This window comes from Mycobacterium colombiense CECT 3035, assembly GCF_002105755.1.
In the GTDB taxonomy this organism is placed as follows: Bacteria; Actinomycetota; Actinomycetes; order Mycobacteriales; family Mycobacteriaceae; genus Mycobacterium; species Mycobacterium colombiense.
Map to the genome: position 1 here is coordinate 3794016 of NZ_CP020821.1, position 26328 is coordinate 3820343.

General features: G+C 67.6%; 31 protein-coding genes and 1 tRNA gene. 11 read left to right on the forward strand and 21 right to left on the reverse strand.

Annotated features, from left to right (window positions below):
- Positions 1 to 78: 78 nt before the first annotated feature.
- The 7 genes from B9D87_RS17770 to B9D87_RS17805 all read right to left on the reverse strand — a co-directional run bounded on the left by B9D87_RS17770 (position 79) and on the right by B9D87_RS17805 (position 5101).
- Positions 79 to 1089, reverse strand: a complete 1011-nt coding sequence (locus B9D87_RS17770) for a hypothetical protein (RefSeq protein ID WP_238553453.1) — start codon at positions 1087 to 1089, stop codon at positions 79 to 81.
- A 425-nt stretch (positions 1090 to 1514) separates the two neighbouring features.
- The gene (locus B9D87_RS17780; RefSeq protein ID WP_007772016.1) at positions 1515 to 1991 is read right to left on the reverse strand and encodes a CAP domain-containing protein; all 477 of its coding nucleotides are present in this window, start codon (positions 1989 to 1991) and stop codon (positions 1515 to 1517) included.
- A gap of 99 nt (positions 1992 to 2090) precedes the next feature.
- Positions 2091 to 3095 (reverse strand): glycoside hydrolase family 6 protein, encoded by a 1005-nt coding sequence (locus B9D87_RS17785; RefSeq protein WP_040630588.1) that lies wholly within the window; start codon positions 3093 to 3095, stop codon positions 2091 to 2093.
- Between the two features lie 48 nt (positions 3096 to 3143).
- Positions 3144 to 3875 carry a cutinase family protein gene (locus tag B9D87_RS17790; protein ID WP_040630587.1) on the reverse strand — a complete coding sequence of 244 codons (732 nt, stop codon included), beginning with the start codon at positions 3873 to 3875 and terminating at the stop codon, positions 3144 to 3146.
- Positions 3876 to 3982: 107 nt separating this feature from the next.
- Positions 3983 to 4072 (reverse strand) — tRNA-Ser (locus B9D87_RS17795).
- A gap of 29 nt (positions 4073 to 4101) precedes the next feature.
- Complete coding sequence (locus B9D87_RS17800; RefSeq protein WP_040630586.1) at positions 4102 to 4560, reverse strand: nucleoside deaminase; 459 nt, start codon at positions 4558 to 4560, stop codon at positions 4102 to 4104.
- Positions 4561 to 4579: 19 nt separating this feature from the next.
- Positions 4580 to 5101, reverse strand: a complete 522-nt coding sequence (locus tag B9D87_RS17805) for a tRNA adenosine deaminase-associated protein (RefSeq protein ID WP_007772009.1) — start codon at positions 5099 to 5101, stop codon at positions 4580 to 4582.
- Between the two features lie 168 nt (positions 5102 to 5269).
- Here B9D87_RS17805 and B9D87_RS17810 point away from each other — a divergent pair, with 168 nt between their 5' ends.
- Complete coding sequence (locus B9D87_RS17810; RefSeq protein WP_007772007.1) at positions 5270 to 6175, forward strand: prephenate dehydrogenase; 906 nt, start codon at positions 5270 to 5272, stop codon at positions 6173 to 6175.
- Here B9D87_RS17810 and B9D87_RS17815 read toward each other — a convergent pair.
- The 5 genes from B9D87_RS17815 to B9D87_RS17835 are packed head-to-tail and all read right to left on the reverse strand — an operon-like array spanning position 6138 to position 10201.
- On the reverse strand, positions 6138 to 6737 hold the full coding sequence (locus B9D87_RS17815; protein WP_007772002.1) for a putative glycolipid-binding domain-containing protein: 600 nt from the start codon (positions 6735 to 6737) through the stop codon (positions 6138 to 6140). The two genes, B9D87_RS17810 and B9D87_RS17815, sit on opposite strands and share 38 nt — an antisense overlap.
- Entirely contained in the window at positions 6738 to 7454 is a 717-nt protein-coding gene (locus tag B9D87_RS17820; RefSeq protein WP_007772000.1) for an ABC transporter permease, read from the reverse strand.
- Entirely contained in the window at positions 7451 to 8137 is a 687-nt protein-coding gene (locus B9D87_RS17825) for an ABC transporter permease (protein ID WP_007771998.1), read from the reverse strand. Before B9D87_RS17825 ends, B9D87_RS17820 begins: the two co-directional genes overlap by 4 nt.
- 2 nt (positions 8138 to 8139) lie before the next feature.
- Complete coding sequence (locus B9D87_RS17830; RefSeq protein ID WP_007771996.1) at positions 8140 to 9252, reverse strand: ABC transporter ATP-binding protein; 1113 nt, start codon at positions 9250 to 9252, stop codon at positions 8140 to 8142.
- A gap of 1 nt (position 9253) precedes the next feature.
- On the reverse strand, positions 9254 to 10201 hold the full coding sequence (locus B9D87_RS17835) for an ABC transporter substrate-binding protein (RefSeq protein WP_007771995.1): 948 nt from the start codon (positions 10199 to 10201) through the stop codon (positions 9254 to 9256).
- A gap of 99 nt (positions 10202 to 10300) precedes the next feature.
- Here B9D87_RS17835 and B9D87_RS17840 point away from each other — a divergent pair, with 99 nt between their 5' ends.
- Positions 10301 to 10651, forward strand: coding sequence for a LapA family protein (locus B9D87_RS17840; RefSeq protein ID WP_007771994.1), 351 nt, complete (start codon positions 10301 to 10303; stop codon positions 10649 to 10651).
- Here B9D87_RS17840 and B9D87_RS17845 read toward each other — a convergent pair.
- Positions 10648 to 11700 carry a phosphotransferase family protein gene (locus tag B9D87_RS17845; protein WP_007771993.1) on the reverse strand — a complete coding sequence of 351 codons (1053 nt, stop codon included), beginning with the start codon at positions 11698 to 11700 and terminating at the stop codon, positions 10648 to 10650. The two genes, B9D87_RS17840 and B9D87_RS17845, sit on opposite strands and share 4 nt — an antisense overlap.
- Positions 11701 to 11748: 48 nt before the next feature.
- Positions 11749 to 12399, reverse strand: coding sequence for a histidine phosphatase family protein (locus B9D87_RS17850; RefSeq protein ID WP_007771991.1), 651 nt, complete (start codon positions 12397 to 12399; stop codon positions 11749 to 11751).
- A gap of 76 nt (positions 12400 to 12475) precedes the next feature.
- Here B9D87_RS17850 and B9D87_RS17855 point away from each other — a divergent pair, with 76 nt between their 5' ends.
- From B9D87_RS17855 to B9D87_RS17880, 6 genes are all read left to right on the forward strand, one after another.
- A complete protein-coding gene (locus B9D87_RS17855) occupies positions 12476 to 13147 on the forward strand; it encodes a class I SAM-dependent methyltransferase (RefSeq protein ID WP_007771989.1) in 672 nt (223 codons plus the stop codon).
- Positions 13148 to 13224: 77 nt separating this feature from the next.
- Complete coding sequence (locus B9D87_RS17860; protein ID WP_007771988.1) at positions 13225 to 14271, forward strand: phosphotransferase family protein; 1047 nt, start codon at positions 13225 to 13227, stop codon at positions 14269 to 14271.
- A gap of 1 nt (position 14272) precedes the next feature.
- Complete coding sequence (locus B9D87_RS17865; protein ID WP_007771986.1) at positions 14273 to 15037, forward strand: SDR family NAD(P)-dependent oxidoreductase; 765 nt, start codon at positions 14273 to 14275, stop codon at positions 15035 to 15037.
- A 50-nt stretch (positions 15038 to 15087) separates the two neighbouring features.
- Positions 15088 to 16371, forward strand: coding sequence for an acyl-CoA dehydrogenase family protein (locus B9D87_RS17870; protein WP_007771984.1), 1284 nt, complete (start codon positions 15088 to 15090; stop codon positions 16369 to 16371).
- Positions 16352 to 16975, forward strand: coding sequence for a TetR/AcrR family transcriptional regulator (locus B9D87_RS17875; protein WP_040630584.1), 624 nt, complete (start codon positions 16352 to 16354; stop codon positions 16973 to 16975). The genes B9D87_RS17870 and B9D87_RS17875 overlap by 20 nt, the downstream gene beginning before the upstream one ends.
- Entirely contained in the window at positions 16975 to 17943 is a 969-nt protein-coding gene (locus B9D87_RS17880) for an NADPH:quinone oxidoreductase family protein (protein WP_007771981.1), read from the forward strand. The genes B9D87_RS17875 and B9D87_RS17880 overlap by 1 nt, the downstream gene beginning before the upstream one ends.
- 7 nt (positions 17944 to 17950) lie before the next feature.
- On the opposite strand, the gene B9D87_RS17885 is transcribed toward B9D87_RS17880, so the two are convergent.
- Positions 17951 to 19831: an alkyl/aryl-sulfatase gene (locus B9D87_RS17885; RefSeq protein WP_167540317.1), complete on the reverse strand. Its 1881-nt coding sequence runs from the start codon at positions 19829 to 19831 to the stop codon at positions 17951 to 17953.
- A gap of 171 nt (positions 19832 to 20002) precedes the next feature.
- Between B9D87_RS17885 and B9D87_RS17890 the strand changes: the two genes are divergently transcribed.
- The gene (locus B9D87_RS17890) at positions 20003 to 20488 is read left to right on the forward strand and encodes a lipoprotein LpqH (protein WP_007771979.1); all 486 of its coding nucleotides are present in this window, start codon (positions 20003 to 20005) and stop codon (positions 20486 to 20488) included.
- Between the two features lie 5 nt (positions 20489 to 20493).
- On the opposite strand, the gene B9D87_RS17895 is transcribed toward B9D87_RS17890, so the two are convergent.
- The 6 genes from B9D87_RS17895 to B9D87_RS17915 form a co-directional block, all read right to left on the reverse strand.
- Positions 20494 to 22023 (reverse strand): sensor histidine kinase, encoded by a 1530-nt coding sequence (locus B9D87_RS17895; RefSeq protein WP_007771978.1) that lies wholly within the window; start codon positions 22021 to 22023, stop codon positions 20494 to 20496.
- Positions 22001 to 22705 (reverse strand): response regulator transcription factor, encoded by a 705-nt coding sequence (locus B9D87_RS17900; protein WP_007771977.1) that lies wholly within the window; start codon positions 22703 to 22705, stop codon positions 22001 to 22003. The genes B9D87_RS17895 and B9D87_RS17900 overlap by 23 nt, the downstream gene beginning before the upstream one ends.
- 152 nt (positions 22706 to 22857) lie before the next feature.
- The gene (locus B9D87_RS26565; RefSeq protein WP_007771976.1) at positions 22858 to 23013 is read right to left on the reverse strand and encodes a DUF6131 family protein; all 156 of its coding nucleotides are present in this window, start codon (positions 23011 to 23013) and stop codon (positions 22858 to 22860) included.
- A 23-nt stretch (positions 23014 to 23036) separates the two neighbouring features.
- Complete coding sequence (locus B9D87_RS17905; protein WP_007771975.1) at positions 23037 to 23276, reverse strand: hypothetical protein; 240 nt, start codon at positions 23274 to 23276, stop codon at positions 23037 to 23039.
- A gap of 105 nt (positions 23277 to 23381) precedes the next feature.
- Positions 23382 to 23792 (reverse strand): MmcQ/YjbR family DNA-binding protein, encoded by a 411-nt coding sequence (locus tag B9D87_RS17910; protein WP_007771974.1) that lies wholly within the window; start codon positions 23790 to 23792, stop codon positions 23382 to 23384.
- A gap of 62 nt (positions 23793 to 23854) precedes the next feature.
- Entirely contained in the window at positions 23855 to 24799 is a 945-nt protein-coding gene (locus B9D87_RS17915) for a class I SAM-dependent methyltransferase (RefSeq protein WP_007771973.1), read from the reverse strand.
- Positions 24800 to 24923: 124 nt separating this feature from the next.
- On the opposite strand from B9D87_RS17915, the gene B9D87_RS17920 reads away from it, so the two are divergent.
- The gene (locus B9D87_RS17920; protein ID WP_007771972.1) at positions 24924 to 25280 is read left to right on the forward strand and encodes a nuclear transport factor 2 family protein; all 357 of its coding nucleotides are present in this window, start codon (positions 24924 to 24926) and stop codon (positions 25278 to 25280) included.
- Between the two features lie 39 nt (positions 25281 to 25319).
- On the forward strand, positions 25320 to 26318 hold the full coding sequence (locus tag B9D87_RS17925) for a phosphotransferase family protein (RefSeq protein WP_052002530.1): 999 nt from the start codon (positions 25320 to 25322) through the stop codon (positions 26316 to 26318).
- The last annotated feature ends 10 nt before the right edge of the window (positions 26319 to 26328 follow it).

Consider the following 26328-nt stretch of genomic DNA (forward strand, 5'->3'; position numbering starts at 1 on the left):
AGTACGTTCCGGCACAGCGTTCTCCATTTGATGCAGAACTAAATGCCCGGAAGATGGTGTCATTCAACGAATGCGGAGCTATACGGCCTTGATGCGCCGGACGGTCTCGGCCAGAAGCTCATCGAGAGTACTCAGCGGCAGCGGCGGCGTATCGCCTTTGAACAGCCAGCCGCCGTCACTCGCGCTAGCGATGACGACCAGCCCCTTTAGCTGGGCGACTCTCATCGCCTCTACGCCTTCACCGCAGACGCTATGACCGCGGACCTCGACCTCCCGCATCCATCGATGTGTGAACCGCACCACGTCCTCGCCCTCGGCTACAGCCGAATCGGCCTGCAGGAACTGGCGATTCTCTCGGTCTGCGCACACCGAAGGCCTATCGTCCAAATGCTGGGTGCAATCGGCGATCTCGCGCCGCAGATCGGTCAGGAAGTCATCACCAACGTGCGTGCGACTGATCATCAGTCTGGGTCGGGGTGGCTTTCCCGGCTTATCCCACTTCGATTGGTCGTAGCTTTGCCAGCTGGCGAGTGGATCGTAGCGTGGGGCTTCGGCATGGTCCCTGGGCGGGCAAAGCGACCAGAACGGACCGCCCGGCTCGCCGGCAAGCGGCATCTTGTCGCCGGTAGCGGTGTCGATGCCCACGTCCATCGACAACGCCGGAAGCAGTGTCGAAATCTGGGCTTGATTCCAACCGGCAAGTGTGGGCGGGAGGGCCGAGCGTGGGCGTGGTCGGCCCACAGCGCCGATCAACTGAGACAGGAGCTGGTTTCGTGAAGCCGCGGACGGGTCGTTGGTCTGATACCACGCCTGCACGATCACCCCGTTGGACAGCATTTTCGCCGCCGTGTTCATGACATCGGGCCACTGCCAATCGATGTCGCCCGCTTGGTACCTGCCCAGCGCCTCGGCGGACTCGGCGACCAGCCATCCGTGGACGTCGTTGCCATTCATCGATTGAGCGAGGCCCCACATGGGGCAGCGATGAGCCCAAGCGGCCATAGTCTTCGTTACGTCATCGACGTTGTCGCCGACGGTGAAGCGCACGCGGACGTAATCGCCACCATTCGCGGGGAAGCGATTGCTCAATGGCTTCCCATCCGCACCCTTCGCTGGCTGGTATTCCACATCGAGTTGTGGACTGTCCTTCGCTCCAAACCTGGGAAGATGTTGGCATTCTCGGGGCGCGGCCTCGCGAGCGGCCGAGGGTGACACTGAGCTGAAATCTGTATCCGACTCGTAAACAGCGACTCCGCCGAAGAGGTTCTCATCGAGGTCGGCCAACCCGGGGACGCACCGCGCCAATCGATCCGGCGCACATACACCGAGCTCAGCAGGCGCAGCCGTAAGCGTTGCCCGAGCCGCTGCGGGTAGCTGCTTGTGCGTTGTGCACGCGACACCGGTCAGCGCAAGGCCCGCCACAAAGGCCAATCCGACGACTGTACGAGCGACCCCGTGCGCGCCCCTCGCGGACTGCCGCGATCCCGACCCGAGATAGCTTGGCACGGCTAAGTTTACGACGCCGCGAAATCCCCGACGGCGGTCATCTTGTTGCCATCCCAGGCGGTGGCGAAGCCACCCGCGTTGTATGCACAATTCAAAATGATGTCCCGGTGTGGCGGACTCTGCATCCACATGTCGAGGGCTTCCTTGGCGGTCGCAGCGGATCCGGTGCCCCAGAAGACGATCTCGCCCGAATACCTGCTCCTATAGCCCGCGGCGGTGATGCGCGCCTGCGGCGACGAGCCGTCCGACCCGATGTGTCCGCTGACCCCGTTGCGCAGCATGTCGTCGGCGTGCCACTGGGCGGCTTCGGTCAGGCGCGGGTCCTCGCTGATCGGCCCGCATCCCGGGCGAAGCTGATTGATGCCGTTATACAGCGCGGCCCCCGAATCGTCTGCGTGCGCGACGAAACCGGACAGTGCGCCGGGAGCCGTGATGAAGGCAGTACAGATCGCGAAGACGGCGAAGATCTCGACTTTCTTGGCCATGATGCCTCTTGTCGCGCGCTCGCTTTGCTGTTTTCGGTATCTAAATGTTACCCATTTTCAACCAAGAACGATCATTAATCGCAAAACGCTGCGCGGCAGCTAGTGGCCGGCGTTGTGGACCAGATCAATCGCGTACTGATTGACGAAGTTGCCCGCCGGCGGGTCACCTTTGCCGCAGGTTCCGTCGGACTCGCCGGGGCGCTTGATCCATAGGTAGGCGTCCGCGTGTGCGCCCGCGGTGCTGGCGGTCGGCGCAGTGCCCAGCGCCCGGCCGCTCGGGTTGCACCAGTTGAGGTCGGAGTCGGGCGCCGGTCCCGCACCGTTACGCGAGGTGTCGATCACGTAGTGCGAGCCGTTGGTGAGCCCCGAAATGGCCTCGCCGTAACCGATTTCGTCCTCGGTGGTGAAGAAGTTCGCGGTGTTGATGGAAAAGCCCCGGGCGTGGCCGACGCCGGCCTGGTTGAGCCGTGCGGCCATGTCGTCGGCGCTGTGCCAACGCAGGTGGCCCGCGTCGACGTATACGGCCGCGTTCGGATCCTTGGTCAGGGTGTCGACGGCGTAGCGGATCAGGTCGAAGCGTTCCTGGCGCGCATCACCCGACAGGCAGTCGGCCATGGCGAGCGCGTCGGGCTCGACGACGATCGCGACCCGCGAAGCGCCCACGCCGGACGCGATCCCGTCGATCCACGAGCGATAGTCGTCGGCCGAGCCCATGCCGCCCGCGGCGAAGCTGCCGCAGTCTCGATGGGGGATGCCGTAAATCGCCAGAATCGGGATGGCGCCGGCCCCGTTCGCGTCGCCGACGTACTTGCCGACCGTTGCCGCCGACCCGCCCGGGACGATCCAGTAGGCCTGCGGCGTGTTGGCGATGGCGGTCAGCTCGGGGCTCGGCGGATCGGCGCTCTGCGCGGCGCGCATGGCCGCCGATGTCGGGTTGACGTAGAACGGTGCTCCCGCCAACGGGTCTCCGTCGGCGACCAGCCGCATCGCCGGGGCGGGACGGAGCGGTACCGGGCCGGCGACAAGACCCGTGCCGGCTACGGCCGCAGCCGTGAGGAAGGGGACGATCCACCGCACTGCTGCACCCGCAGCTGAGAAGTTCACCTGAGGAAAATTAGTGGCTCGGAAGCACCGAGCGCCAATCGGGCCGAGCTACGACCATCCGGCTTGCGTCGAGCCCCGCGCGCCACCACCCGAACCGAGAAGGCCCGCGGCAAAAGCCGCGCCCTTGTCGATCACCGCGGCGTTGGTCGAATACGTGTCATGCGCGGCGAAATTCATTCCGTCGGAGCAGATCGGGTCCTCGGCGGCGCACACCTGGAGGGTCTTGGCCTGATAGAGCGGGCCGATGGCCACCGGCGGCTCGCCGAAGAAGTTCATCGCCTTTTCGTTGGGCAGGGCGAAGAGCACGACAGAGGAGACGTGGTTGGCGACTTCCGGATCCAGCGGTTTGGGCACGCTCGCGGGATCGATCCCGTTCGGCACCACGGGCGAGGTGACGAAGCCCATCACGGCCGCGCCTTGGGAGTAACCGCCGAGCACCATCTTGGTGTTGGGACAGTCGCGCGCCATCGACACGACGTGTGCGCCCGCGTCTCTGACGCCGGCCTCGCCCGCGTTCGTCCAGTCGTGGGTGGCGGGGTAATCGACCGGATAGACGTCGAAGGATTGTGCGCCGACGCGTGGGCGCAGCGAGTCGACGAACGCCTGCCCGGTGGGGCCGAGGCCGGGTGGATCGTCGGTGCCGCGGGCGAACACGACCTGCACGTCCGGGCATGGACCGGCGGTGGCCGCGGGGATGGCGGTTGCAAACAGCGAAGCGGCGCAGCCCGACGCCGCGGCTACCGCAGGAGCAAGGAGACGAGGGGCGTGACGTGCGGTCATGCCGCTGTGTGCCCAAAAATGCGATTTTTAAACCGCGGCATTCGGCGGCCGACCGGCCTGGCAGCCGGATTTCCAGCAAACCGGAAACCAGTTACGTCGATCAAGTTTGGCGGTGGCGGAGGGATTTGAACCCTCGGACGGTTTTAGCCGTCACACGCTTTCGAGGCGTGCTCCTTAGGCCGCTCGGACACGCCACCGCCGAGCAGCTTACCGAACGGCATGCCCCTCACCCCAATCGCTGGCGGGCGAAGAAGGCCTCCAGCGGCGCGGCGCACTCCTGGGCCAGCACGCCGCCGCGGACTTCCGGGCGGTGGTTGAGCCGCCCATCGCGGACTACGTCCCACAACGATCCGACCGCTCCCGTCTTGGGCTCCCAGGCGCCGAACACCAGCCGGGCGATGCGCGACAGCACCAGCGCGCCCGCGCACATGGTGCAGGGTTCGACGGTGACCGCCAGCGTGGCGCCTTCCAGCCGCCACCCGTCCCCGAGTACCTGGGCCGCCGCGCGCAGCGCCACGATTTCCGCGTGGGCCGTCGGGTCTCCCCACGCCTCGCGGGCGTTGACCGCGCGGGCCAGCTCGGTTCCGTCGGCACCGACCACCACCGCACCGATGGGCACGTCGCGGGGACCCGCCGTCGCGGCAACCGACAATGCGGAACGGATCAGGTCTTCGTCAGATCTCACCGACCGAGCCCGATGGCGATCACCGACCGAGGCGGTCGATCACCGCCGACAGCTGATCGGCGAAGCCCATCTCGCGGGCGATGCGGCCCAGCTGCTCGTCGGCGTACAGGTCGGTCTCGTCGAGGATCACCCCGAGGACCGCCTCGGGCAGCCCGACGTCGGACAGCAGCCCTAAGTCACCCTCTTCGAAGGGATCCGAATCCTCGAGATCCTCGGGGTCGATGTCGGCGTCCAGCTTGTCCAGCACTTCGGCGGCGATGTCATAGTCCAGGGCGGCGGTGGCATCGGAGAGCAACAACCGCGTGCCCGACGGCGCGGGCCGGACGATGACGAAGAATTCGTCGTCCACGTCCAGCAGGCCGAAGACCGCCCCGGAACTGCGCAATTCGCGCAGCTCGGTCTCGGCGGCCGCCAGGCTCAACAGCGATTTGCGGGCCATCGGGGCACAGCGCCACTGCCCCTCTTCACGCACCACCGCTACGCCGAAACCGTCCGGCGTGTCCGCGGACAGGCCCTGGGCAGAGGCCCGTTGTGCTCCCATGGCCGCTTACGGTAGTCCCTGACCAGGCCCCTGACCAGATGGCTCCTGGTAGCCGCGAGATCTGATGGCGCCGTTGCCGACCGGATGTGCCAACCTTGGAATGTGGCAAGCCCTCCTTCTACGACACCGCTATGTGTGCTCGGGCTGGGGCTGATCGGCGGCTCGATCATGCGGGCCGCTACGGCCGCCGGCCGCGAGGTGTTCGGCTATAACCGCTCGGTGGAGGGCGCGCAGGCCGCGACCGCCGACGGCTTTGACGCCACCACCGATCTGACGGCGACCCTGTCCCGCGCCGCCGACTCCGGTGCGCTGATCGTGCTGGCCGTGCCGATGCCGGCGATGGCGGGCATGCTCGCCCACATCAAGCAGACGGCCCGGGCGTGTCCGCTGACCGACGTCACCAGCGTCAAGCAAGCGGTACTCGACCAGGTCGTCGCGGCGGGCCTGCAGGAACGCTTCGTCGGGGGCCATCCGATGGCCGGCACCGCCCACTCGGGCTGGACCGCCGGGTACGCCGGGTTGTTCACCGGGGCCCCGTGGGTGGTCAGCGTCGACGACCACGTGGATGCGGCGGTCTGGTCGACGGTGATGACATTGGCGCTGGACTGCGGTGCCGTGGTGGTGCCGGCCAGGTCCGACGAACACGACGCCGCCGCGGCGGCGATCTCGCATCTGCCCCACCTGCTCGCCGAGGCGCTGGCCGTCGTGGCCGGAGACGTTCCGTTGGCCTTCGCGCTGGCCGCCGGGTCGTTCCGCGACGGCACCCGGGTGGCGGCCACCGCCCCGGACCTGGTCCGGGCGATGTGCGAAGGCAACTCCGACCAGTTGGTGCCCACGGCCGATCGCGTCATCGAGCTGCTGACCCGCGCCCGCGAATCGCTGGCCTCGCACAATTCGGTCGCCGACCTCGTCGAGGCCGGCCACGCCGCACGCACGCGCTACGACAGCTTTCCGCGCGACGACATCTTCCACATCGTCATCGGCGCGGAGAACTGGCGTCAGGAGCTGGCCGCCGCGGGCCGGGCCGGCGGGGTGATCAGATCCGCTCTGCCAAGCCTGGATAGTCGACGATGAATCCCTCGTCGTCCACGCTCACCGTCGTGTCGGAGATCGGCGAGCGCAACTTGATCTCGTCCAGACTGCCGGTGCTGCTGTAGCTCACGGTGTCGGCGGTGATGGACATCTCCGGCACGTTCACATAGACGACGGGCAGCGTGACCGACGCCGCGCGCTCATATAAGCCGAGCCGGCGGATGGGCAGCGCGTTGAAGAACGGGCTGAACTCCACGTCCACATCGAGCGCGCCGTTGTAGGCCGCGCGGTGCTCGCCCTGATGATCGGTGACCAGCCACATGTTCTCTTCGTCGCGGGCGAAGGAGAAGACGCGCTCCCGCTCGGCGAGGGTGACGGTCATCCCGAGCCGCTTGGTGGCGCCGGCCTCATCGGTCAGCAGGTCGTAGTACGCACCGAACGCCGGGTGGGCGTCGGTGGCGGCGGCAATGATGCGGCCATTGGCCTTGATTCTGTTGCCGGACACCTGGAGTCGTACCGATTCCATCCGGAGAGCATCCTGTGCGCGCCAGGTGAGCATCGTCTGCCACACACGACGAGACGGTTCAGAGGGGGCTGCGTTCACTCATCTACCGTAAGACGTGCCCGCAAACCGTTGCGGAAGTGCCCGGTATGTTCGCCGCAGCCGCCCGGTGCCCGGCACCGAAACCCACACCGCAACCGCCAGCAGTCCGTCGAGCACCAGCGCCAACGCGGCCACCATCAGCGCCCCGACCAGAGCGAGATGAAACTCACGTTCTTTGATCCCGTCGATCAGGTAGCGACCCAGACCACCGAGGCTGGCGTAGGCGGCCACCGTCGCCGTGGCGACCACCTGCAGCGTCGCGTTGCGCAACCCGCCCAAAATCAGCGGCAACGCGTTGGGCAGCTCGGCGCGCAGCAGCACCTGGGCCTCGGTCATGCCCATCGCGCGGGCGGCATCGACGACCGTGGGCTCGACGTTGGCGACCCCGGCGTAGGTGCCGGCCAGCAATGCCGGCACGCCCAGCAGCATCAGCGCCACCAGCGACGGACCCAGGCCCAGCCCGAACAGCAGCGTCCCGAACAGCAGCACGCCCAGCGTCGGCAGGGAGCGCAGGCCGTTGACCGCGCCCACCACCAGCAGGGTGCCGCGCCCGGTGTGCCCGATGATCAGGCCGACGGGGACGGCGATCAGGGCCGAGGCGCCCACCGCCAGGGCGGTGTACTCGAGGTGTTCCAGAATGCGGGCCGCGAGCCCGACCGGGCCGGTCCAGTTGTCGGCGGTCAACAGATACGAGATCGCGCGCTCGACGAAGTTCACCGCGCCCCACCCACCACCGGTGCGACGACCGACCGGCGTCCGGCGCTGCGCGTGGCGTGTGCCCACGGTGTGGCCAGCCGCCCGGCCAGCACGATGAGTACGTCGATGACGACCGCCAGCAGGAACAGCGCGATGATGCCGGCCAGGATCTGATCGCTCTTGTTGGTCTGGTACCCCTGGGTGAACCAGCTGCCCAGCCCGCCGATGCCGATGACCGAGCCGACCGAGACCATCGCGATGTTGGTGACCACCACCACCCGTAGCCCCGCGACCAGCACCGGAACCGACAGCGGCAGTTCGACTTTCAGCATCCGCGTGATCGGCGGGTAGCCGACCGCGGTGGCGGCGTCGCGCACCTGGCCGGGCACCGCGTCCAGCGCCTCGAGCACCGCCCGCACCAGCAGCGCGGCGGTGTAGGCCGTCAACGCCACCATCACGTTGGCCTCGTCGAGGATGCGGGTCCCGATGAGCATCGGCAACACCACGAACAGCGCCAGCGACGGGATGGTGAACACGACGCCGGCGGCCGCGGTCGTGACCCGCCGGGCGAGCCGGGTGCGCTGCACCAGCATGCCCAGTGGTAGCGCGATCGCCAGACCGATCAGCACCGGCACCAACGCCAGCCGCAAATGCACGACGGTCAGCCCCCAGGCGTCGTCGAGATGGGTGAGTAGGTAGTGCACGTCTAGGTCCCCCCGGGTGCCGGCGAACCCAGCCGCCGGGCCTGGACCGCGGCCAGCACGTCGGCGGCGAGCACACCGCCGATCACCCTGCCGCCGTCGTCGACGGCGACGCCGATGCCCGACGGCGAGGACAGCGCCGCGTCCAGCGCCTGGCTCAGATTGCCGTGCGGCCGAAACAGCGATCCGACCCCGCTCATGCTGTCGGGCAACGACACACCGCCGCGGTGGCGCCGCAGCCCGTCGCCGTCGATCCAGCCGAGCGGAACTCCGGCGTCGTCGACAACCACCGCCCAGCCTTCGGAAAGCTCTGCCTGCGAGATCTTTTCGGCCGCGACCCGCTCCACGTCGTGCAGCGGCAGCCCGGCCGCGTCGAGGAGTTGCAGCCATCGGTAGCCGCGGCCCAGGCCGATGAACCGCGACACGAAGTCGTTGGCCGGCCGTGACAGCAGCCTCGCGGGCTGGTCGTACTGCTGCAGCGAACCGCCCTTGAACACCGCGACCCGTTCCCCGAGCCGCAGCGCCTCGTCGATGTCATGGGTGACGAAGACGATCGTTTTGTGCAATTCGCCTTGCAGGCGCAGTATTTCGTTTTGCAGATCGTGGCGCACCACCGGGTCGACGGCGGAGAAGGGCTCATCCATCAACAGGATCGGCGGGTCGGCGGCCAGCGCGCGGGCCACACCCACCCGTTGTTGTTCACCGCCGGAGAGCTGGGCGGGATAGCGGGTCGCGAGCTTGGCGTCCAGCCCGACCCGTTCGAGCACCTGGTAGGCCGCTTTGCGGGCGGCCCGCCGAGGCTGGCCCCGTAAGACAGGAACTGTTGCCACGTTGTCGATTACGCGTTGGTGGGGCATCAGGCCGGCGTGCTGGATGACGTATCCGATGCCGAGGCGCAGCTTTACCGGGTCGCGGGTGGAGACGTCGACACCGTCGATCGTGATGGCGCCGGAGGTGGGCTCGATCATCCGGTTGATCATGCGCAGTGCCGTGGTCTTGCCGCTGCCGGAGGACCCGACGAACACGGTCAGCTTGCCGTCGGGGATGCTCAGGCTGAGCTGGTTCACGGCGGTGGTTCCGTCGGCGAAGGCCTTGCTGACGTTGTCGAAGAGGATCAAGTCATCCTCCGATCGGGTGGTCGAAGCCGTTGTCCCGTACCCAGTTTCGTGCCGCCTCGTCCGGATCTATGCCCGAGTTCCCCGACACCGCGGCGTTGAGCCCCGCGACGCCGGGCGTGGTCAGCTTCGCCGAGACCGCATCCAGTACCGCTTTGAGCCGTGGAGATCTCTTCTGCGAATTGAGTAGCGGCACAATGTTTCCCGCCACAAAGTTATGTTCGGGATCATCGAGGGGCACTAGGTGGTTCTGCGGGATGGCCGGCGATGTGGTGAAGACGTTGGCGGCGTTCACCCTGCCCTCGAGCAAGGCGCGCACCGTGACCGCGCCCCCGCCGTCGTCGATGGCGACGAAGTTACCCGGCTTGATCTCGAGTCCGTACTTCTGCCGCAGCCCCGGCAGACCGGCCGGCCGCGTCGCGAACGCCGAAGGCGCCCCGAATCGCACCGCCGCGGAATGGACGGCCAGGTCGGCGATTGTCTTCAGGTTCCAGGAATTCGCCGTTTGGCCGGTCACGCTGACCGTATCGGTGTCGGTGGCCGGGGCGGGCGTCAGAATCGACAGGTCACCGGGCAGCCGCTGGTCCAACTCCCGCTCGACGGCATCCAGCGTGGTGGCGTCGGACTGCGGCGAGATGTAGAGCAGCAGGTTGCCGATGTACTCCGGCACCAGATCGATGGAATGGTCTTTGAGCGCAGGAATATACGTCTCCCGGCTCCCGATGCCCATCCGCTTACCCACCTCGAAACCGTTGGCCTGCAGGGCTTGTGCATAGATTTCGGCGATGATTTGCGATTCCGGAAAGTCCCCCGAGCCGATGACGATGGAGTTGGGGCTTCGAACCTGAGCCCCCAGCGGATCGGAATTGCTGCACGCCGCAACGACGGACACCGCCGCCACCAGTACTGCCGCGCGCACGATCGCGCCCCGCACGTGCGGCAGTGCCGTCATACCGCCGACCCTAACGCCCGAAACGCGCGGATGCTGGCCCGCGAGGTTCGGTTCTCCGAATCGGTTTCAATCGGCGTCCGATAGGGCAAAGATGGCAGTATGAGCAGCCACACCCCTGCCTCGCCCGGGCAGCCGCCCCCCAAGCCCGACCCCGCCGCCAAGACCGGCAAGCCCGCCAAGGAACCGGCCATCGGATTCACCCGCGCCGGCGCTCTCTGGTCGTCGCTGATCGCCGGCTTCGTGATCCTGATCCTGTTGCTGATTTTCATCACCCAGAACACGACACCAGCAGACTTTCAGTTCCTGGGCTGGCACTGGAGCCAGCCCAAGGGAGTTGCGATCTTGCTGGCGGCCGTGGTCGGGGGGCTGATCACGGTGGCGGTCGGCACCGCGCGGATCTTGCAGCTGCGCCGCGCGGCAAAGCGGCAGCACGCGGCCGCCTCGCGCTAGCCGGGCAGCTTCGCGAGTTCGGCCAGCCCCCGGGAGATCAGCGGCGCCACCACCTCGGGTGTGTGCTCGGACGCGTCGCCCGTGCCGCGGGCCTGATCCGACATCCGCCGGCGGAAGTCGATGCCCGCGGCGATGATGGCGAGCTTGAAGTAGGCCAGCGCCATGTAGAACTCCCAATGCGCCAGCGGGATGCCGGCCACCAGCGAATAGCGGTCGGCCAGTTCGTCGGCCGTCGGCAACAACGGTGACGTCCAGGCGGCCTGCGCGTTGACGATCAAGTCCAGGGCGGGGTCGCGGTACACGCACATCAGGGCCGCGTCGGACAGCGGATCGCCCAGCGTGGACAGCTCCCAGTCGACGACCGCACGAACCTTGGTCGGGTCGTCGATGTCCAGGATCGTGTTGTCGATCCGGTAGTCGCCGTGCACGATCGACGTGCGGCTCTGCTGTGGAATCGCCTCGCCCAGACCGGAATGCAGCCGTTCCACGTCGGCGTCGCGCCGATCCTCGGGCAACCGCACCAGCGCCCACTGCGAGCCCCAGCGCCGCACCTGGCGCTCCAGATAGCCACTGGGCTTGCCGAAATCGGCCAGGCCGACGGCGTTGGGATCGACGTTGTGCAGATCGACGAGCACCCGGATCAACGAGTCGACGCAGCCGCCGATCACCGTGTGGCTGAACGACTCGAGTTGGGCGCGCCGGCGCACCACCTGCCCGGCGACGAATTCGACGATCTGGAAGGGGGCGCCCAGCACCGAATCGTCTTCGCACAACCCGATCGTGCGCGCGACGGGGACGGGTGTGTCCTGCAGCGCCGCGACGACGCGGTACTCGCGGGCCATGTCGTGCGCCGACGGGGTCAACCCGTGCAGCGGCGGCCGGCGGACGAGCCAACTGGTGCTGTCGTCGTACACACGGAACGTCAGATTCGAGCGACCACCGGAAATGAAGTCCGCGCGTAACTCGCCGTCGCGCCCGATCCCGAGCGAACGCAGGTAGGAGTCCAGCGAGGCCAGGTCGAGGCCCTCGAGTTGGTCAGCTGAAGTCACCGAACTTGTCTACCATCGCCGGGCCCGACGCGGCGCACCACCTGCGATTTACCGGTCCGTTCCGGCGTCGCCACGGCTCGCGTCGTCGTCGAGCAGCCTTTGGTTTCGCGGCAACAGGTCCCAGACGTGTTCGGTGGTGTTGACCGCCGCCACCGTCGCCTGCCCGGACCGGGAGAACAACAGCCGAGTGACCGACGCGTAGTCGACCGGAAAGGACAGCAGCCGGGCGGTGCCGAGGATTTCGTGCAGGAGGACGTTGATGACCCCGCCATGGCTGAACACCGCGACGGTGTCGTCCGGGTCGCCGGTGGCCACCAGGTCGTCGACCGCGGCGCGCACCCGGGCACGAAAAGCGTCCTCGTCGACCGCGCTGGGCAGGTGTCCCTGAGCCAGGCGCGCCCACTCCTCGGGCATCTCCGCGCGGATCTGCTCGACGGGGATATACACCGGGAGGTCGCGGTCGTACTCGGCGAAGCGATCGTCGATCTCGACGGTCAAGCCGCGATTCGCCGCCACCGGTTCGGCGGTCTGGATGGCCCGGCGCTGCGGGCTGCTCACCACCCGCGCGATGGGAAACCTGGCGAGCGCCTTGGGGAGTCGCTCGATCTGGGCCAACCCTTCCTCCGACAGGTCCGGATCGGACCCTTGTCCGTGTTCGCTGCGCAGCGGCAGCGCGTGCCGGACCAGAAGCACTTGCATATTTCTTCCCGTCGTTCGATGGTTGGCAGCGCCAGTTTCTCATCGCGTCGGTGACGCCGATCTCGAGGAGGCACCAATGACCGAGCCGGACCGGGATTGGGACGCCGCCTACCGGCAAGCCGACCCGCCTCCCTGGAGCATCGGCCGGCCCCAGCCGGAGCTGGCGCTGCTCATCGACCAGGGCAAGATCCGCGGCGAGGTACTGGATTCCGGGTGCGGCCACGCCGCTTTGTCGCTGACCCTCGCCGCGCTCGGCTACACCGTCGTCGGCCTGGACGCCAGCGCGACCGCGATTGAGGCCGCCAGGGCCGCCGCTGCCGGGCGAGGGCTGACGACGGCGTCGTTCGCCCAGGCCGACGTCACCGACTTCGGCGGCTATGACGGTCGCTTCGGCACGATTTTGGACAGCGGGCTATTTCACGCGCTGCCGCCCGATCGCCGCCAGGCCTACCTGTGGTCGATTTTTCGGGCCGCCGCGCCGGGCGCCGCGCTGTACATCCTCGCCTTCGCCGCCGGCGCCCTGGACGACGCCCATTCCGATCGGCCGGGCCCGCCCGGCTTCACCCAAACCGAACTGCACGACGCCGTCGCGGCGCTGTGGCAGGTCGACGACGTTCGCCAGGCCAAGGTGTACGGCACGGACGACGCGGCGGGGTCGCCCGACGGCCCACTGGCACACCTGGAGCACGACGACGAGGGCCATTTCATGGCGCCCGGGTTCCTGCTGAGCGCGCACAAACCGGAGTGACGGCCGCAGTTGCCGCGACTACCACGGAGAATGCTATTCTCCGCGTGGAGATCGGGGAGTGCAGAGAGGGTTGGCCAGTGACTGCTGAATCGGGACTCGACGCGGGCGTCCTCGCTCGCTGGCTGGACGCGAACGACGCGCCGGGCGATGGCGAACCGGTGCGGCTGACCCAGCTCAAGGGCGGTTCGCAGAACACCCTTTACCTGATCGAGCGCGGTGGCCGGCGGCTGGTGCTGCGGATGCCCGGCCCGCGCGCCGACGCCGCGCGCATCGACGGGCTGCTGCGGGAGATCCGGCTGGTGCGCGCGCTGTCCGGCACCGACGTCCCGCACGCGGCACTGATCGCGGCCGACGAGACCGGCGCCGTGCTCGGGATGCCGTTCTACGTCATGGCGGCGATCGACGGGTGGAGCCCGATGGACGGCGGGTGGCAAGCGCCGTTCGACACCGACCTCGAGGCCCGGCGCGGCCTCGCCTTCCAGTTGGTCGACGGCGCGGCCAGGCTGGGCCGAGTGGATTGGCGCAAGCAGGGTCTCGAAGGTTTCGGCCGACCGGACGGATTCCACGAGCGCCAGGTCGATCGTTGGCTGGCGTTCCTGGACGCGTACAAGGTGCGCGAGTTGCCGGGTCTGGACGAGGCTTCCGACTGGCTGCGCCGCAACCGTCCGGCGCGGTACCGGGCGGGCATCATGCACGGCGACTATCAGTTCGCCAATGTGATGTTCGCGCACGGCGCCCCCGCGCGCCTGGCCGCGATCGTGGACTGGGAGATGACCACGGTCGGCGATCCGCTGCTCGACCTGGCGTGGTGCCTGCTCGGCTACGACGGCGAAAAGCCGCGTGAGGACGGGTTTTATCTCGACATGCGCGGCATGCCGACGCGCAGCGAGCTGTTGGAGCACTACGAATCCGTCAGCGGATTGTCCACCGAGAACATCGATTACTACCTGGTGCTGGCCAACTGGAAGCTGGGCATCGTGCTGGAGAAGACGTATGCGGCCGGGCTGCGGAACGGCGCCCAGAAGGGCGGGGTCGACCCCAAGATCACCGACGCGTTCGGCCCGATGATTCTCCAGCTCATCGCCACCGCCGCCGACCTCGCCCGATCTATCAAGGGATCCTGAAATGGGTTATGCCGACCAGCTTTTCGATCTCACCGACCGCGTCGTCCTGATCACCGGAGGCAGTCGCGGCCTGGGGCGCGAGATGGCGTTCGGCGCGGCCCGCTGCGGGGCCGACGTGGTGATCGCGAGCCGCAACATGGACAACTGCGTATCCACCGCCAAGGAGATCGAGGCCAAGACCGGCCGGTCGGCGCTGCCGTATCAGGTCCACGTCGGGCGCTGGGATCAGCTCGACGGCCTGGTCGAGGCGAGCTACCAACGGTTCGGCAAGGTCGACACGCTGATCAACAACGCGGGCATGTCGCCGCTGTACGACAAGCTGACCGATGTGACCGAGAAGCTGTTCGACGCCGTGGTCAACCTCAACCTGAAGGGCCCCTTCCGGTTGTCGGCGTTGGTCGGTGAGCGCATGGTGGCCGCGGGCCGGGGCTCGATCATCAATGTGAGTACGGCCGGCTCGCTGCGGCCGACGCCCGACATCATCCCCTACGCGGCGTCCAAGGCCGGTCTCAACGCCATGACCGAGGCGCTGGCCAAGGCCTTCGGTCCCGCGGTGCGGGTCAACACGCTGATGGCCGGGCCGTTTCTCACCGACGTGAGCAAGGCCTGGAATCTCGATGCGGCCGAACAGAATCCGTTCAAGCACCTTTCGTTGCAGCGTGCGGGCGACCCTCGCGAAATCGTCGGCGCGGCACTGTTCCTGGCCTCCGACGCCTCCAGCTTCACCACCGGCTCGATCCTGCGGGCCGACGGCGGCATCCCCTGACGTGGCGATCGCACGCGCGGCGGGTCGCCACCAATGAAAGGAGTGTTCGAATGTCCTGGGACTTTTCTACCGAGCCGGAGTTCGAGGAGAAGCTCGACTGGATCCGCGGCTTCGTCCGCGACGAGGTGGAACCGCTCGAGGTGCTGTTTCCGGGCTGCGAGTTCCTGCCGCTGAACGACGCGCGGCGCCGCATCGTCGACCCGCTCAAGCAGCAGGTGCGCGACAAGGGTTTGTGGGCACCGCATTTGGGACCGGAACTGGGCGGGCAGGGATTCGGTGCGGTCAAGCTGACGCTCATCAACGAGATCCTGGGCCGCAGCCCGTGGGCGCCGATCGTGTTCGGCACCCAGGCGCCCGACACCGGCAACGCCGAGATCATCGCCCGCTTCGGAACCCAGGAACAGAAGGACCGCTACCTGGCCGGCCTGCTGTCCGGGGAGATCTTCTCGTGCTTCTCAATGACGGAGCCGCAGGGCGGCGCGGATCCGCGCGTCTTCACCACGCGTGCCGTGCGCGACGGTGATGACTGGGTGATCACCGGGCGAAAATACTTCTCCTCCAACGCCTCCGTCGCCTCATTCTTCATCGTCGTCGCGATCACCGATCCCGACGTACCCGTGCACACCGGCGCGTCGACGTTCCTGATCCCCGCCGGTACCGAGGGGCTGGTCCTGGAAGCCAATCACCACCTGGTCGGGGCTGACCCGCACGAGCCCGGCCATTCGCTGGTGCATTACAACGACGTGCGGGTGCCCGCCGACGCGCTGCTCGGCGAGCCCGGCCAAGGGTTCTTGATACTGCAGACCCGGCTGGCCGGCGGGCGGCTGCATCACGCGATGCGCTCCATCGGGATGGCGCAACGCGCCGTCGAGATCATGTCCCGCCGAGCGAAAAGCCGCTTCACCCAGGGCAGTCTGCTGGCCGACAAGCAACTGGTCCAGGAATTCGTCGCCGACTCGTACACCGAGCTGATCCCGTTCCGGCTGACCGTACTGCACGCCGCGTGGCTGATCGACCAGGGTGACGAGCGCGCCGCGCGCGCCGAGATCGCCGCCTGCAAGATCCTGGCCTCGCAGGTGCTCAAATCGATTGCCCTGCGGGCCATCCAGGTGCACGGCGCGCTGGGGCTCACCGACCAGCTGCCACTGGTCAACGTCCTGCTGGGCGGCATCGCGCTAGGGCTGGCCGACGGGCCGACCGAGGCGCACAAGGTCAACCTGGCCCGGATGCTGCTGAAGGGGTACGAGGCCGAGGAGGGCGACTGGCCCAGCGAGATGCTCGACGTGCGGCGCGCCGCCGCACGGGCCAAATACGGTGAGCTCGTTGACCTCTGACCGGGTGACCGCCGCGGTCGAGCGGGCACTGGACGACCGCCAGCGCGAGGCCACCGAGGAGGTGGAACGCATCCTGGCCGCCGCCGTGCGCGTCATGGAACGCGTCGCACCCGAACCGCCGCGGGTCAGCGACATCGTCGCCGAGGCGGGGTCGTCGAACAAGGCGTTCTACCGCTACTTCGCCGGCAAGGACGATCTGATCCTGGCCGTCATGGAACGCGGGGTGGCCATCGTGGTGTCCTACCTCCAGCATCAGATGGCCAAGGAATCCCAGCCGCGCGACAAGGTCGCGCGCTGGATCGAGGGCACCCTGGCCCAGGTGGCCGACCCGCACCTGATCAGCATGACCCGCGCGGCGGCCGGCCAGATGTCGGCCGGCACCAGCTGGCGCGCGGCCGACCAGGAGATGATGCGGCCGCTTCGCGAGCTGCTCGTCGAACCCGTTGCGGCGCTGGGCAGTAGCGACGTCGATCGCGATGTCCAGGCGGTGTTCAGCTGCACCGCCGCAACCATGCGCCGCTATGTGGGCTCGGCGGAGCAACCCGGCCCCGACGACATCGCACACGTGGTGCGGTTCTGTCTACGTGGTCTGGAGGCCGGTTGATGCGCGCGGTGATCTGTCGTTCCTACGGCGCTCCCGAGAACCTGGTGATCGACGACGTGCCCGATCCCGTTGCGGCGCCGGGCCAGCTGCTGGTGCGGGTCCGCGCGGCGGCGGTCAATTTCCCCGACGTCCTGTTCATCGCCGGCAAGTATCAGGTCAAGATCCCGCCGCCGTTCATCCCCGGCAACGAGATCGCCGGCGAGGTCATCGCGGCCGGTGACGGCGCGCCGTTCCGCCCCGGACAACGGGTTTCCGGAACCACATTCGGGGCGTTCGCCGAACAGGCGCTGCTCGACGCGAGCCAGGCCGAGCTCGTGCCCGACGATGCCGACTTCGCCTCGGCCGCGGCCTTCGGTGTCACCTACCGTACCGCCTATCACGCACTGCGCTCGACGGCCGGTGTCACACAAGGTGATTGGGTGGTGGTGCTCGGCGCCGCGGGCGGCGTGGGGCTGGCCGCGGTGGACCTTGCGACCGCGATGGGGGCCCGGGTGCTGGCGGCCGCGTCGAGCCCGGAGAAGCTCGAGCTGTGCCGCCGGCGCGGCGCGGAGGCCACCGTGGACTACGACCGCGAGAACCTGAAGACGCGGATCCGTGAGCTCACCGGCGACAGCGCGCGCGTGGTGCTGGACCCGGTGGGCGGACCGTACTCGGAGCCCGCGCTGCGCGGACTCGCCCGCGGCGGCACCTTCGTCACGCTGGGCTATGCGGCCGGCACCATCCCGGCGATTCCGCTGAACCTCGTTCTGCTCAAAGACATCTGTGTGCGCGGCATGGAGATCCGCACGTTCATGACCGACCGACCCGATGACGCCGCGCGCGACCTCAAGGAGCTGGCGCAGATGTTCGCCGCCGGCACGGTGCGGCCATACATCGGCGCGCGCTTCCCGCTCGCGGAGACCGCGGCGGCGTTACGGCATGTGGCCGACCGCAAGGTGCTGGGCAAGGTGGTGATCGACGTCGCGTGACGCGGTGTCACGGCGTGACGATGTTGAAGTTCGGGTCCGGCCCGTCGAGCACGCCCAGCAGGGCCTGCAGCGCGCTCTGATCACCGATGAGCTCCAGGCCGGGCGAGCCGAAATCGCCCATCATCACGGCCAGGAGCCGGATCTTGGTGGCCAGCTTGATCGTCACGGTCGCCGTCGCGGGATCCGGCGGCACCTTGCGACGAACGAGGACACCGTTGCGCAGGGTGAGCCGGTAGCTGGCCGCGGTGTCGGCGAAGGTGATATCGATCGCGATGTCCAGGTCCCAGCTGCGTGGGCCGTTGACCCGGATCGCCAAACCGTCGAAGACCTGCTCCGGTGTCAGCTGGGCCATCATGGTGGGAGAGGCGACCTGGCCCGCGGTGCCAAAATTTCCGTCGCGCAATTCCGTTGCGCCGCTGAGGAAGAAGTTGCGCCAGGTCGCGTTTTCGGCGCCGTATGCCAGCTGCTCGAGCGTGTCCGAGTAGAGCGCACGGGCGGCCGCGTGCTCGCTGTCGGTGAAGACCGCGTGGTCCAGCAGCGTTGCAGCCCAACGGTAGTCGCCGGCATCGAAGGCCTCCCTGGCGAGGGCGACGACACGGTCGATTCCGCCCATCGCCTCGACATACCGGGGCGCCAGGGCCTCGGGCGGATGCGGCCACAACCGGCCGGGGTTGCCGTCGAACCAACCCATGTAGCGCTGATAGATCGCCTTGACGTTGTGGCTCACCGAACCGTAGTACCCGTGGGTGTGCCAGGCCCGCTCGAGAGCCGGTGGCATCTGGAACATTTCGGCTATCTCGACGCCGGTGTAGCCCTGGTTGAGCAGGCGCAGCGTCTGGTCGTGCAGGTACGCGTACATGTCGCGTTGCAGCGACAGGAACGCGACGATGCGGTCCTGCCCCCAGGTCGGCCAATGGTGAGAGGCGAACACGACGTCGGCGCGATCGGCAAACGTGTCGATCGCTTCGGTGAGATAGCCAGACCAGGCGTGCGGGTCACGGACCAGCGCACCGCGCAGGGTCAGCAGATTGTGCAGATTGTGCGTGGCGTTCTCGGCCATGCACAGGGCGCGAAAACGCGGGAAGTAGAAATGCATTTCGGCGGGCGCCTCGGTGCCCGGAGCCATCTGGAATTCGATTTGCACGCCGTCGATGGTGTGGGTTTCTCCCGTGCTGCGGATGTCGATGGTGGGCACGATGACGGCGACCTCACCGGTGGAGGGGGCCTGCCCCAGCCCGCAGCCGACCTGGTCCATCGGTCCACGGGGCAGCAGCGCGCCGTACATGTACGTCGCCCGTCGCGTCATTGCTGGTCCGGCATAGACGTTTTCGGACACCGCGTGCTCGATGAAGCCCTCGGGCGCCAGGACAGCCACCGCGCCGGCGTCCACCTCCTGCTGCGACGTGACGCCCAATACTCCACCGAAATGGTCGACGTGGCTGTGGGTGTAGATCACCGCGACGACGGGGCGCTCACCGCCGCGGTGGGTGCGGTACAGCGCCAGTGCCGCCGCGGCGACCTCGGTGGACACCAAGGGGTCGATGACGATGACGCCGGTGTCGGATTCGACGAACGTGATATTCGAGATGTCGAAGCCGCGGACCTGATAGATGCCGGGCACCACCTCGTACAGTCCCTGCTTGGCGGCCAGCGTCGACTGTCGCCAGAGGCTGGGGTGCACCGACGCCGGGGCGGGACCGCTCAGGAACGAGTAGGCGTCGTTGTCCCAGACCACCCGCCCGTCGGCCGTCGTGATCACACACGGCGACGCCGCGGCAATGAATCCACGGTCGGCGTCGGCGAAATCCGTCTCATCATCCAACGGCAGTACGTGCTCGCGATGGGCCGCTTCGATGACGGCGCTGGGCGGCTGGTGATCCATTCTCACAACATGCCATTGATGCGCCGCCCGCCGAGGCGATTGGGGCGGCAATTTGTCGTCCAATTAATGAACACAGCAACAATTTCTGCGGGCTCTGGATCGCGGCTCAGTTAACCCGCATACTGCCCAGACGGCCCTCAATGCCGAGGACCGCAACTATCGGGCAAAGGAGAACAGGTGAAGCGTCAACTGACCGTCGCGGTGGCCGGTGCGGCCATTCTTGCCGCGGGCATTTCCGGCTGTTCGAGTAATAACAAGTCGAGCACAGGCAGTTCCTCGAGCAGTTCGGGCACCAGCGCGTCCGCAAGCTCCGGCGCGTCCGGCGGCACGAAAGTCACCATCGACGGCAAAGACCAGAACGTCACCGGCTCGGTCGTGTGCACCAACGCGGGCGGCACCGTCAACATCGCGATCGGTGGCGCCGCGACCGGCATCGCCGCCGTGCTCAGCGACGGCAACCCGCCGCAGGTGAAGTCGGTTGGCCTGGGCAACGTCAACGGCGTGACCCTCGGCTACACCTCCGGCACCGGCCAGGGCAACGCGTCGGCCAGCAAGGACGGCAACACCTACAAGATCAGCGGCACCGCCACCGGGGTGGACATGGCCAACCCGATGCAGCCCGTCAACAAGCCCTTCGAAATCAACGTCACCTGCAACAGCTAATCAGGTCAGGCGCCTTGCGCGCCTTCGGAGTTCGTCGCGGGCGGTTGCCATCCGTCGGGTGGCAACCGCACCGTGAACTCCGTCCGGCCGGGCGCGCTGTCCACCGCGATTGTCCCGTTGTGCGCCTTGACCACCGCGGACACGATCGCCAGGCCCAGCCCAGTGCTGCCGCCCTTGCGGGAGCGCGACGAGTCACCGCGGGCGAAGCGTTCGAAAACCTCGGACTGCAGCGCCGCCGGGATACCGGGCCCGTTGTCGATGACCTGCAGCACGGTGTGCGACGGCTCGGTGCTCAACCGGGTCGTCACGACCGTGCCCGCGCCGGTGTGAACGCGGGCGTTGGCAAGCAGATTGGCCAGCACCTGGTGTAGCCGCGCCGCGTCCCCGGTGACGACCACCGGCTCTTCGGGCAGGTCGAGTTCCCACTGATGATCGGGTCCGGCGACGTGAGCGTCGCTGACTGCGTCCACCGCCAACCGCGACAGATCCACCGGTTCGCGTTCCAGCGGCCGGCCGGAGTCCAGCCGGGCCAGCAGCAGCAGGTCCTCGACAAGGCGCGTCATCCGCTCGGTCTCCGACGCCACCCGGCTCATGGCCTGCGCCACCGCCTCGCGGTCGTCGCCCATCCGCTGTGTCAGTTCGGTGTAGCCGCGGATCGCCGCCAGCGGCGTGCGCAGCTCGTGGCTCGCGTCGGCGACGAATTGGCGAACCCGGGTCTCGCTGGCCTGCCGCGCCGACAGCGCCGCCGCGATGTGGTCCAGCATCTGGTTGAGGGCCGCGCCGAGCTGTCCCACCTCGGTGGAGGGGTTCGCGTCGGCTTCGCGCACCCGCACCGGGAGTTCGACCTCGCCACGCGCCAACGGCAGGCCGGCTACCTCGCTCGCGGTCTGCGCGACGCGGCGCAGCGGCGCCAGCGCCCGCCTGATGATGATCACACCGGCCGTGGTCGCGGCGACCAGCGCGATGACGGTGACGATCCCGAAGATGACCAGCATCCGCATCAGGGTGGTGTCGATGTTGGCCATCGACAGGCCGGTGACGATGACGTCACCGCCGTTGCGGCTCGGGGCCGCGACCACCCGGTAGCGGCCCAGGCCGTCGAGGTCCAGGGTCACCGGCTTGCGACTGCCGGCGATCCCGGACAACTGCCGCTGGGCGGTCGGGGTCAGCTCGGCGCGGTCGCCGCTGCTCGTCGTGTAGCCGGCGTCCACCGTGTTCCCGTGACTGACCACCGCCGCCACCATGCCCGCCGGCTGCCCCGGGGCATCCAGGAATCGCGGGCCGGGGCCCGGCCTCGGATAGACGTGCTGATGCCGCCAGCCCGAGTGCGGCGGCTCGGGGTACATGAGCGCCGAGCGGTAGGAGGTGCCGGCGAGCTGCCCGTCGAGCTGCGCCACCAGGTGGTGCAGCAGCGCCAGTTCGGTCGCCGCGGTGATGCCCACGCAGACAATGGCCAGAACGACGATCTGTCCGACCAGCAGCCGTAGCCGCAGGGACCAGACCCGTCGCGTGTCAGCGGGCCGGCTTGAGGACATAACCCGCGCCGCGCAGCGTGTGGATCATCGGTTCTCGGCCGTTGTCGATCTTCTTGCGCAGGTAGGAAATGTAGAGCTCGACGATGTTGGACCGGCCGCCGAAGTCGTAACTCCATACCCGGTCCAGGATTTGGGCTTTACTCAGCACCCGCTTGGAGTTGCGCATCATGAAGCGCAACAGCTCAAACTCGGTGGACGTCAACGAGATTGGCTCACCCGCGCGCGTCACCTCATGGCTGTCCTCGTCGAGCACCAGGTCGCCGACCACCAGTTGCGCGCCGCTGTCCACCGTCGTCACCCCGGTGCGCCGCAACAATGCGCGCAGCCGCAGCACGACCTCTTCGATGCTGAACGGTTTGGTGACATAGTCGTCGCCGCCCGCCGTCAGGCCCGCGATGCGGTCCTCCACGGCGTCCTTGGCGGTCAGCAGCAGCACCGGCAGTTGCGGATTCTCTTCGCGCAGTTTGTGCAGGACGTCGAGGCCGCTCATGTCGGGCAGCATCACGTCGAGCACCACCACATCAGGGCGCTGCGTGCGGGCCGTCGCGATCGCCGACGCCCCGTCACCGGCGGTCGAGATGTTCCAGCCCTCGTACCGCAGTGCCATCGACACCATGTCCGCCAGGACCGATTCGTCGTCTACGACCAGAACGTTGATGGGGTTGCCGTCTGCACGACACATAACAACCCGCTCTACTGAGGCTCGGGGCTGCGTCACAAGTTCCAGTATCCGCCGCGGGCTGAGGCAACGCTATGCCGAACCTATGCGCGCCCTGTGAAACGAATCGCGCGGCTGCTGGGCAGCCGCGCGATTCGTTCCTCGGGTCGAGGTTGTTAATACCAATAGCGACGGCCGGCGACCGGGCGACCGACCGAGCCCAGAATCCACAGGATCGCGCCGATGACCAACAGCACGATGCCCAGCGTGGTGAGGATGGGCACGTGGAAGAAATAACCGAGAATAAGTAGGACGATTCCTAAGATAACCATGTCGACTTCCTTTGGGTGAGCGGTTAGATGTTGATTGATTGCATTGAACTTGGTTGCGGCAGATGGCAATCCGTGACTTTCGGATTGACACCGAAATAATTCAAGGGTCCAGCGATTACGGTCACCGCAACCGTGCCCGCCGAGGCGCAAGAGGTGTTGTCGTTTTTGAAGTAGTCGCGCTGCCAGGCCGCGAAGACTCCGATCAGCAACCACACCAAAGCAACCGTTCCGATGATCCCGCTGCCACGCATCGTGACCTCCACTGTGGTCGAGAAGAAGTTTTCTCGTGGACGTGAAGTTACCCATTCGACTTATGTCTAAACATGCATTGGGTTATGCGGCAGCGCTTGTCGGCACCGTTCGTCGAGCTAGAGGTGCTCGGCGAGCCAGGTGGCGGCCCGCTTCTTCGACGCCCGGGACAGCCAGGCGTCCTGAATCAGCTCAGCTAATTCGGTTCTGCTGATTTCCGCCAGCCGGCTGGCCCGCACCAGGACCGAAGGATGCCCGTCGAAATGGTCCGTGGTGAAGAACGGCGACGTGGGGTCGGAGACCAACGCCAACTTGTCGCTCTCCGATTCCACCCAGATCATGATCACGTCCGCGTACCGTTCGCCGGTGTCCGGATCGGTCGCATCCGGCCGGGGCGTGCGGAAGAAGACGAACGACTTGCCGCCGACCTGGTAGACGGCGTTGCCCTTGGGGCCCTCCAGGCGCTGAACGTGCGGCATCCCGGCGGCGATCTCATGGACGTCGCCGACCCGGGCGCGTCGTGCAGGCATGTCCGCGAGGGTACCGACCGCTCGCGATGGCGACGAGAGGAGTTGCGGCTGAAGAGATTTGATCAGCCGGCGGTCCGCTGCGCGGACACGTAAAGGGTGGGCGGCATCGAGTCCTCCGCGCCCTGCGGGACGCTGCGTCCGTATCGCGCCATCAGTTCCGCGAACGACGCCGTCGCGACGTCCCAGCCGTGGTCACGCAGCCAGGCGTCGACGGGCGTGCGCTCCTCCGCGTACCAGAGGTCGTCGAAGTCGGTGATCTCGGCGTTGATCAGTTCCGCGGCGGCGGCCCGCATCCGGCGCATGTCGTCGCGCTGGCGCTGCACCCGGTCGGGGTCCGTGAAGCCCGGGGCGGGCACGTTGGACGCCAGCCAACTGCCCCGACTGCTGAGCGAATCGATCCGTTCGAACAGCAGGTCCTGGGCCTGCGCGGGCAGGTAGCGGACCAGTCCCTCGGCCGACCAGACCGCCGGCTTGGAGACGTCAAATCCAGCCTCCTGCAACGCTTTCGGCCAGTCTTGGCGCAGATCGATCGGAACGTTGACCAGCTGCGCCTTGGGCTGCGCGCCGTGCTCGCGCAGCGTCTTGGATTTGAACTCCAGCACCTTGGGCTGGTCGAGCTCGTAGACGACGGTGCCGTCGGGCCACGGCAGCCGCCAGCTGCGGGCGTCCAGGCCGGCCGCCAGGATCACCACCTGCCGGACGCCGGCGTCCGCGGCGCCGAGGAAGAACTCGTCGAAGAACGCCGTCCGGGTGGCCATGAAGTCGACCATCAGCTGAAGGCGATCGCGCAGATCCGGCTCGAGGTCGCCCGCCTTGGCCAGCAGCGCCGGATCGGCGTAGATGCTCCACATGCCCTGGCCCGCGGCGTCGACGAACACGCGCGCGAACGGATCGTTGATCAGGGGGTTCTCGCTCTCGGTCTCGGCCGCGCGAGCCGCGGCGACACCCAGCGCCGTGGCGCCCACGCTCTGAGTGATCTCCCAGGAATCGTTGTCCGTCCGCGGCATCGCCAGTTCCTTCCCCAGAAAGTAAGTTATGCACACTATTCTTCCAGCCGCCGCCGCCCGGGGCCGCCCGTAGCCCCTGGCCTAGTCTTTTTCTCAGACGGTCCACAGGTTGCAAGGGAGTGCCATGCCGCCCACCCCGCGTACGCCGCAGGAGGTGTTCGCCCACCACGGCGCCGCACTGGCCGCGTGCGACCTCGACGAGATCCTCGTCGACTACGCACAGGATTCGGTGGTGCTCAGCCCCGCCGGCATCGCCCGCGGCACGGACGCCATCCGCAGCGTCTTCGCGACGCTGCTCGCCGATCTGCCGGATGCCAAGTGGGACTTGCAAACTCAGCTTTTCGACCAGGAGGTGCTGTTCCTTCAGTGGTCCGCCGATTCGGCCGTCAACCGGGTCGACGACGGCGTTGACACCTTCGTCTTCCGCGACGGCATGATCCGAGCGCAGACCATCCGATACACGCCGCACCCGAAGGGCTGAGAAGTGGAGTTCGTGAATCTGGAAGCCGTAGCGGAGTGGATGTCCGCCCGGGGGCTCGGCGAGGGGCCGCTACACGACGTTTCCAACGTCACCGGCGGGACCCAGAACGTGATGCTGCGATTCACCCGGTCCGGCCGGCCGTACGTGTTGCGGCGCGGGCCACGACACCTGCGCCCCCGCAGCAACAGCGTCATCCTGCGAGAGACGAAAGTCCTTGCCGCACTGGCCGGTTCGGATGTCCCCCATCCCCGCCTGATCGCCGCCTGCGAGGACCCGACCGTGCTGGGCGACGCCGTGTTCTACCTGATGGACCCGGTCGACGGTTTCAACGCGGGCGAAGGCCTGCCACCGCTGCACGCCGGCGATGCCAAGATCCGCCACGGCATGGGCCTGTCGATGGCCGACGCCCTGGCCAAGCTCGGCGCGGTCGACCACGTCGCGGTGGGTCTCGCGGACTTCGGCAAGCCCGAGGGCTTCCTGGAACGGCAGGTGCCGCGCTGGCTTTCGGAGCTGGAGTCCTACAACGCGTACGACGGCTATCCGGGGCCCGACATCCCCGGCATCGCGGAGGTGTCAGCCTGGCTGGACCGGCATCGGCCGGCCACCTGGACACCGGGCATCATGCACGGCGACTACCACGCCGCCAACGTGATGTTCTCCCGCACCGGGCCCGACGTGGTCGCGATCGTCGACTGGGAGATGTGCACCATCGGCGACCCGCTGCTGGATCTGGGCTGGCTGCTGGCCACCTGGCGCCAGTCCGACGGTTCCAGCGTCTTCAGCCACGCCCTGGGCGGGCAGGACGGATTGGCCAGCACCGACGAGCTCTTCGAGCGCTACGCCGCCAACACCACCCGCGACCTGTCCCACATCACCTGGTACACCGTGCTGGCCTGCTTCAAGCTCGGGATCGTGATCGAGGGGACGCTGGCCCGGGCCTGCGCCGGCAAGGCGGAGAAGGAGGTCGGTGACCAGTTGCACGCGGCCACGGTGCATCTGTTCGAACGGGCGCTGCGCCTGATCTCCACCGAGGGCTGACCTACTAACA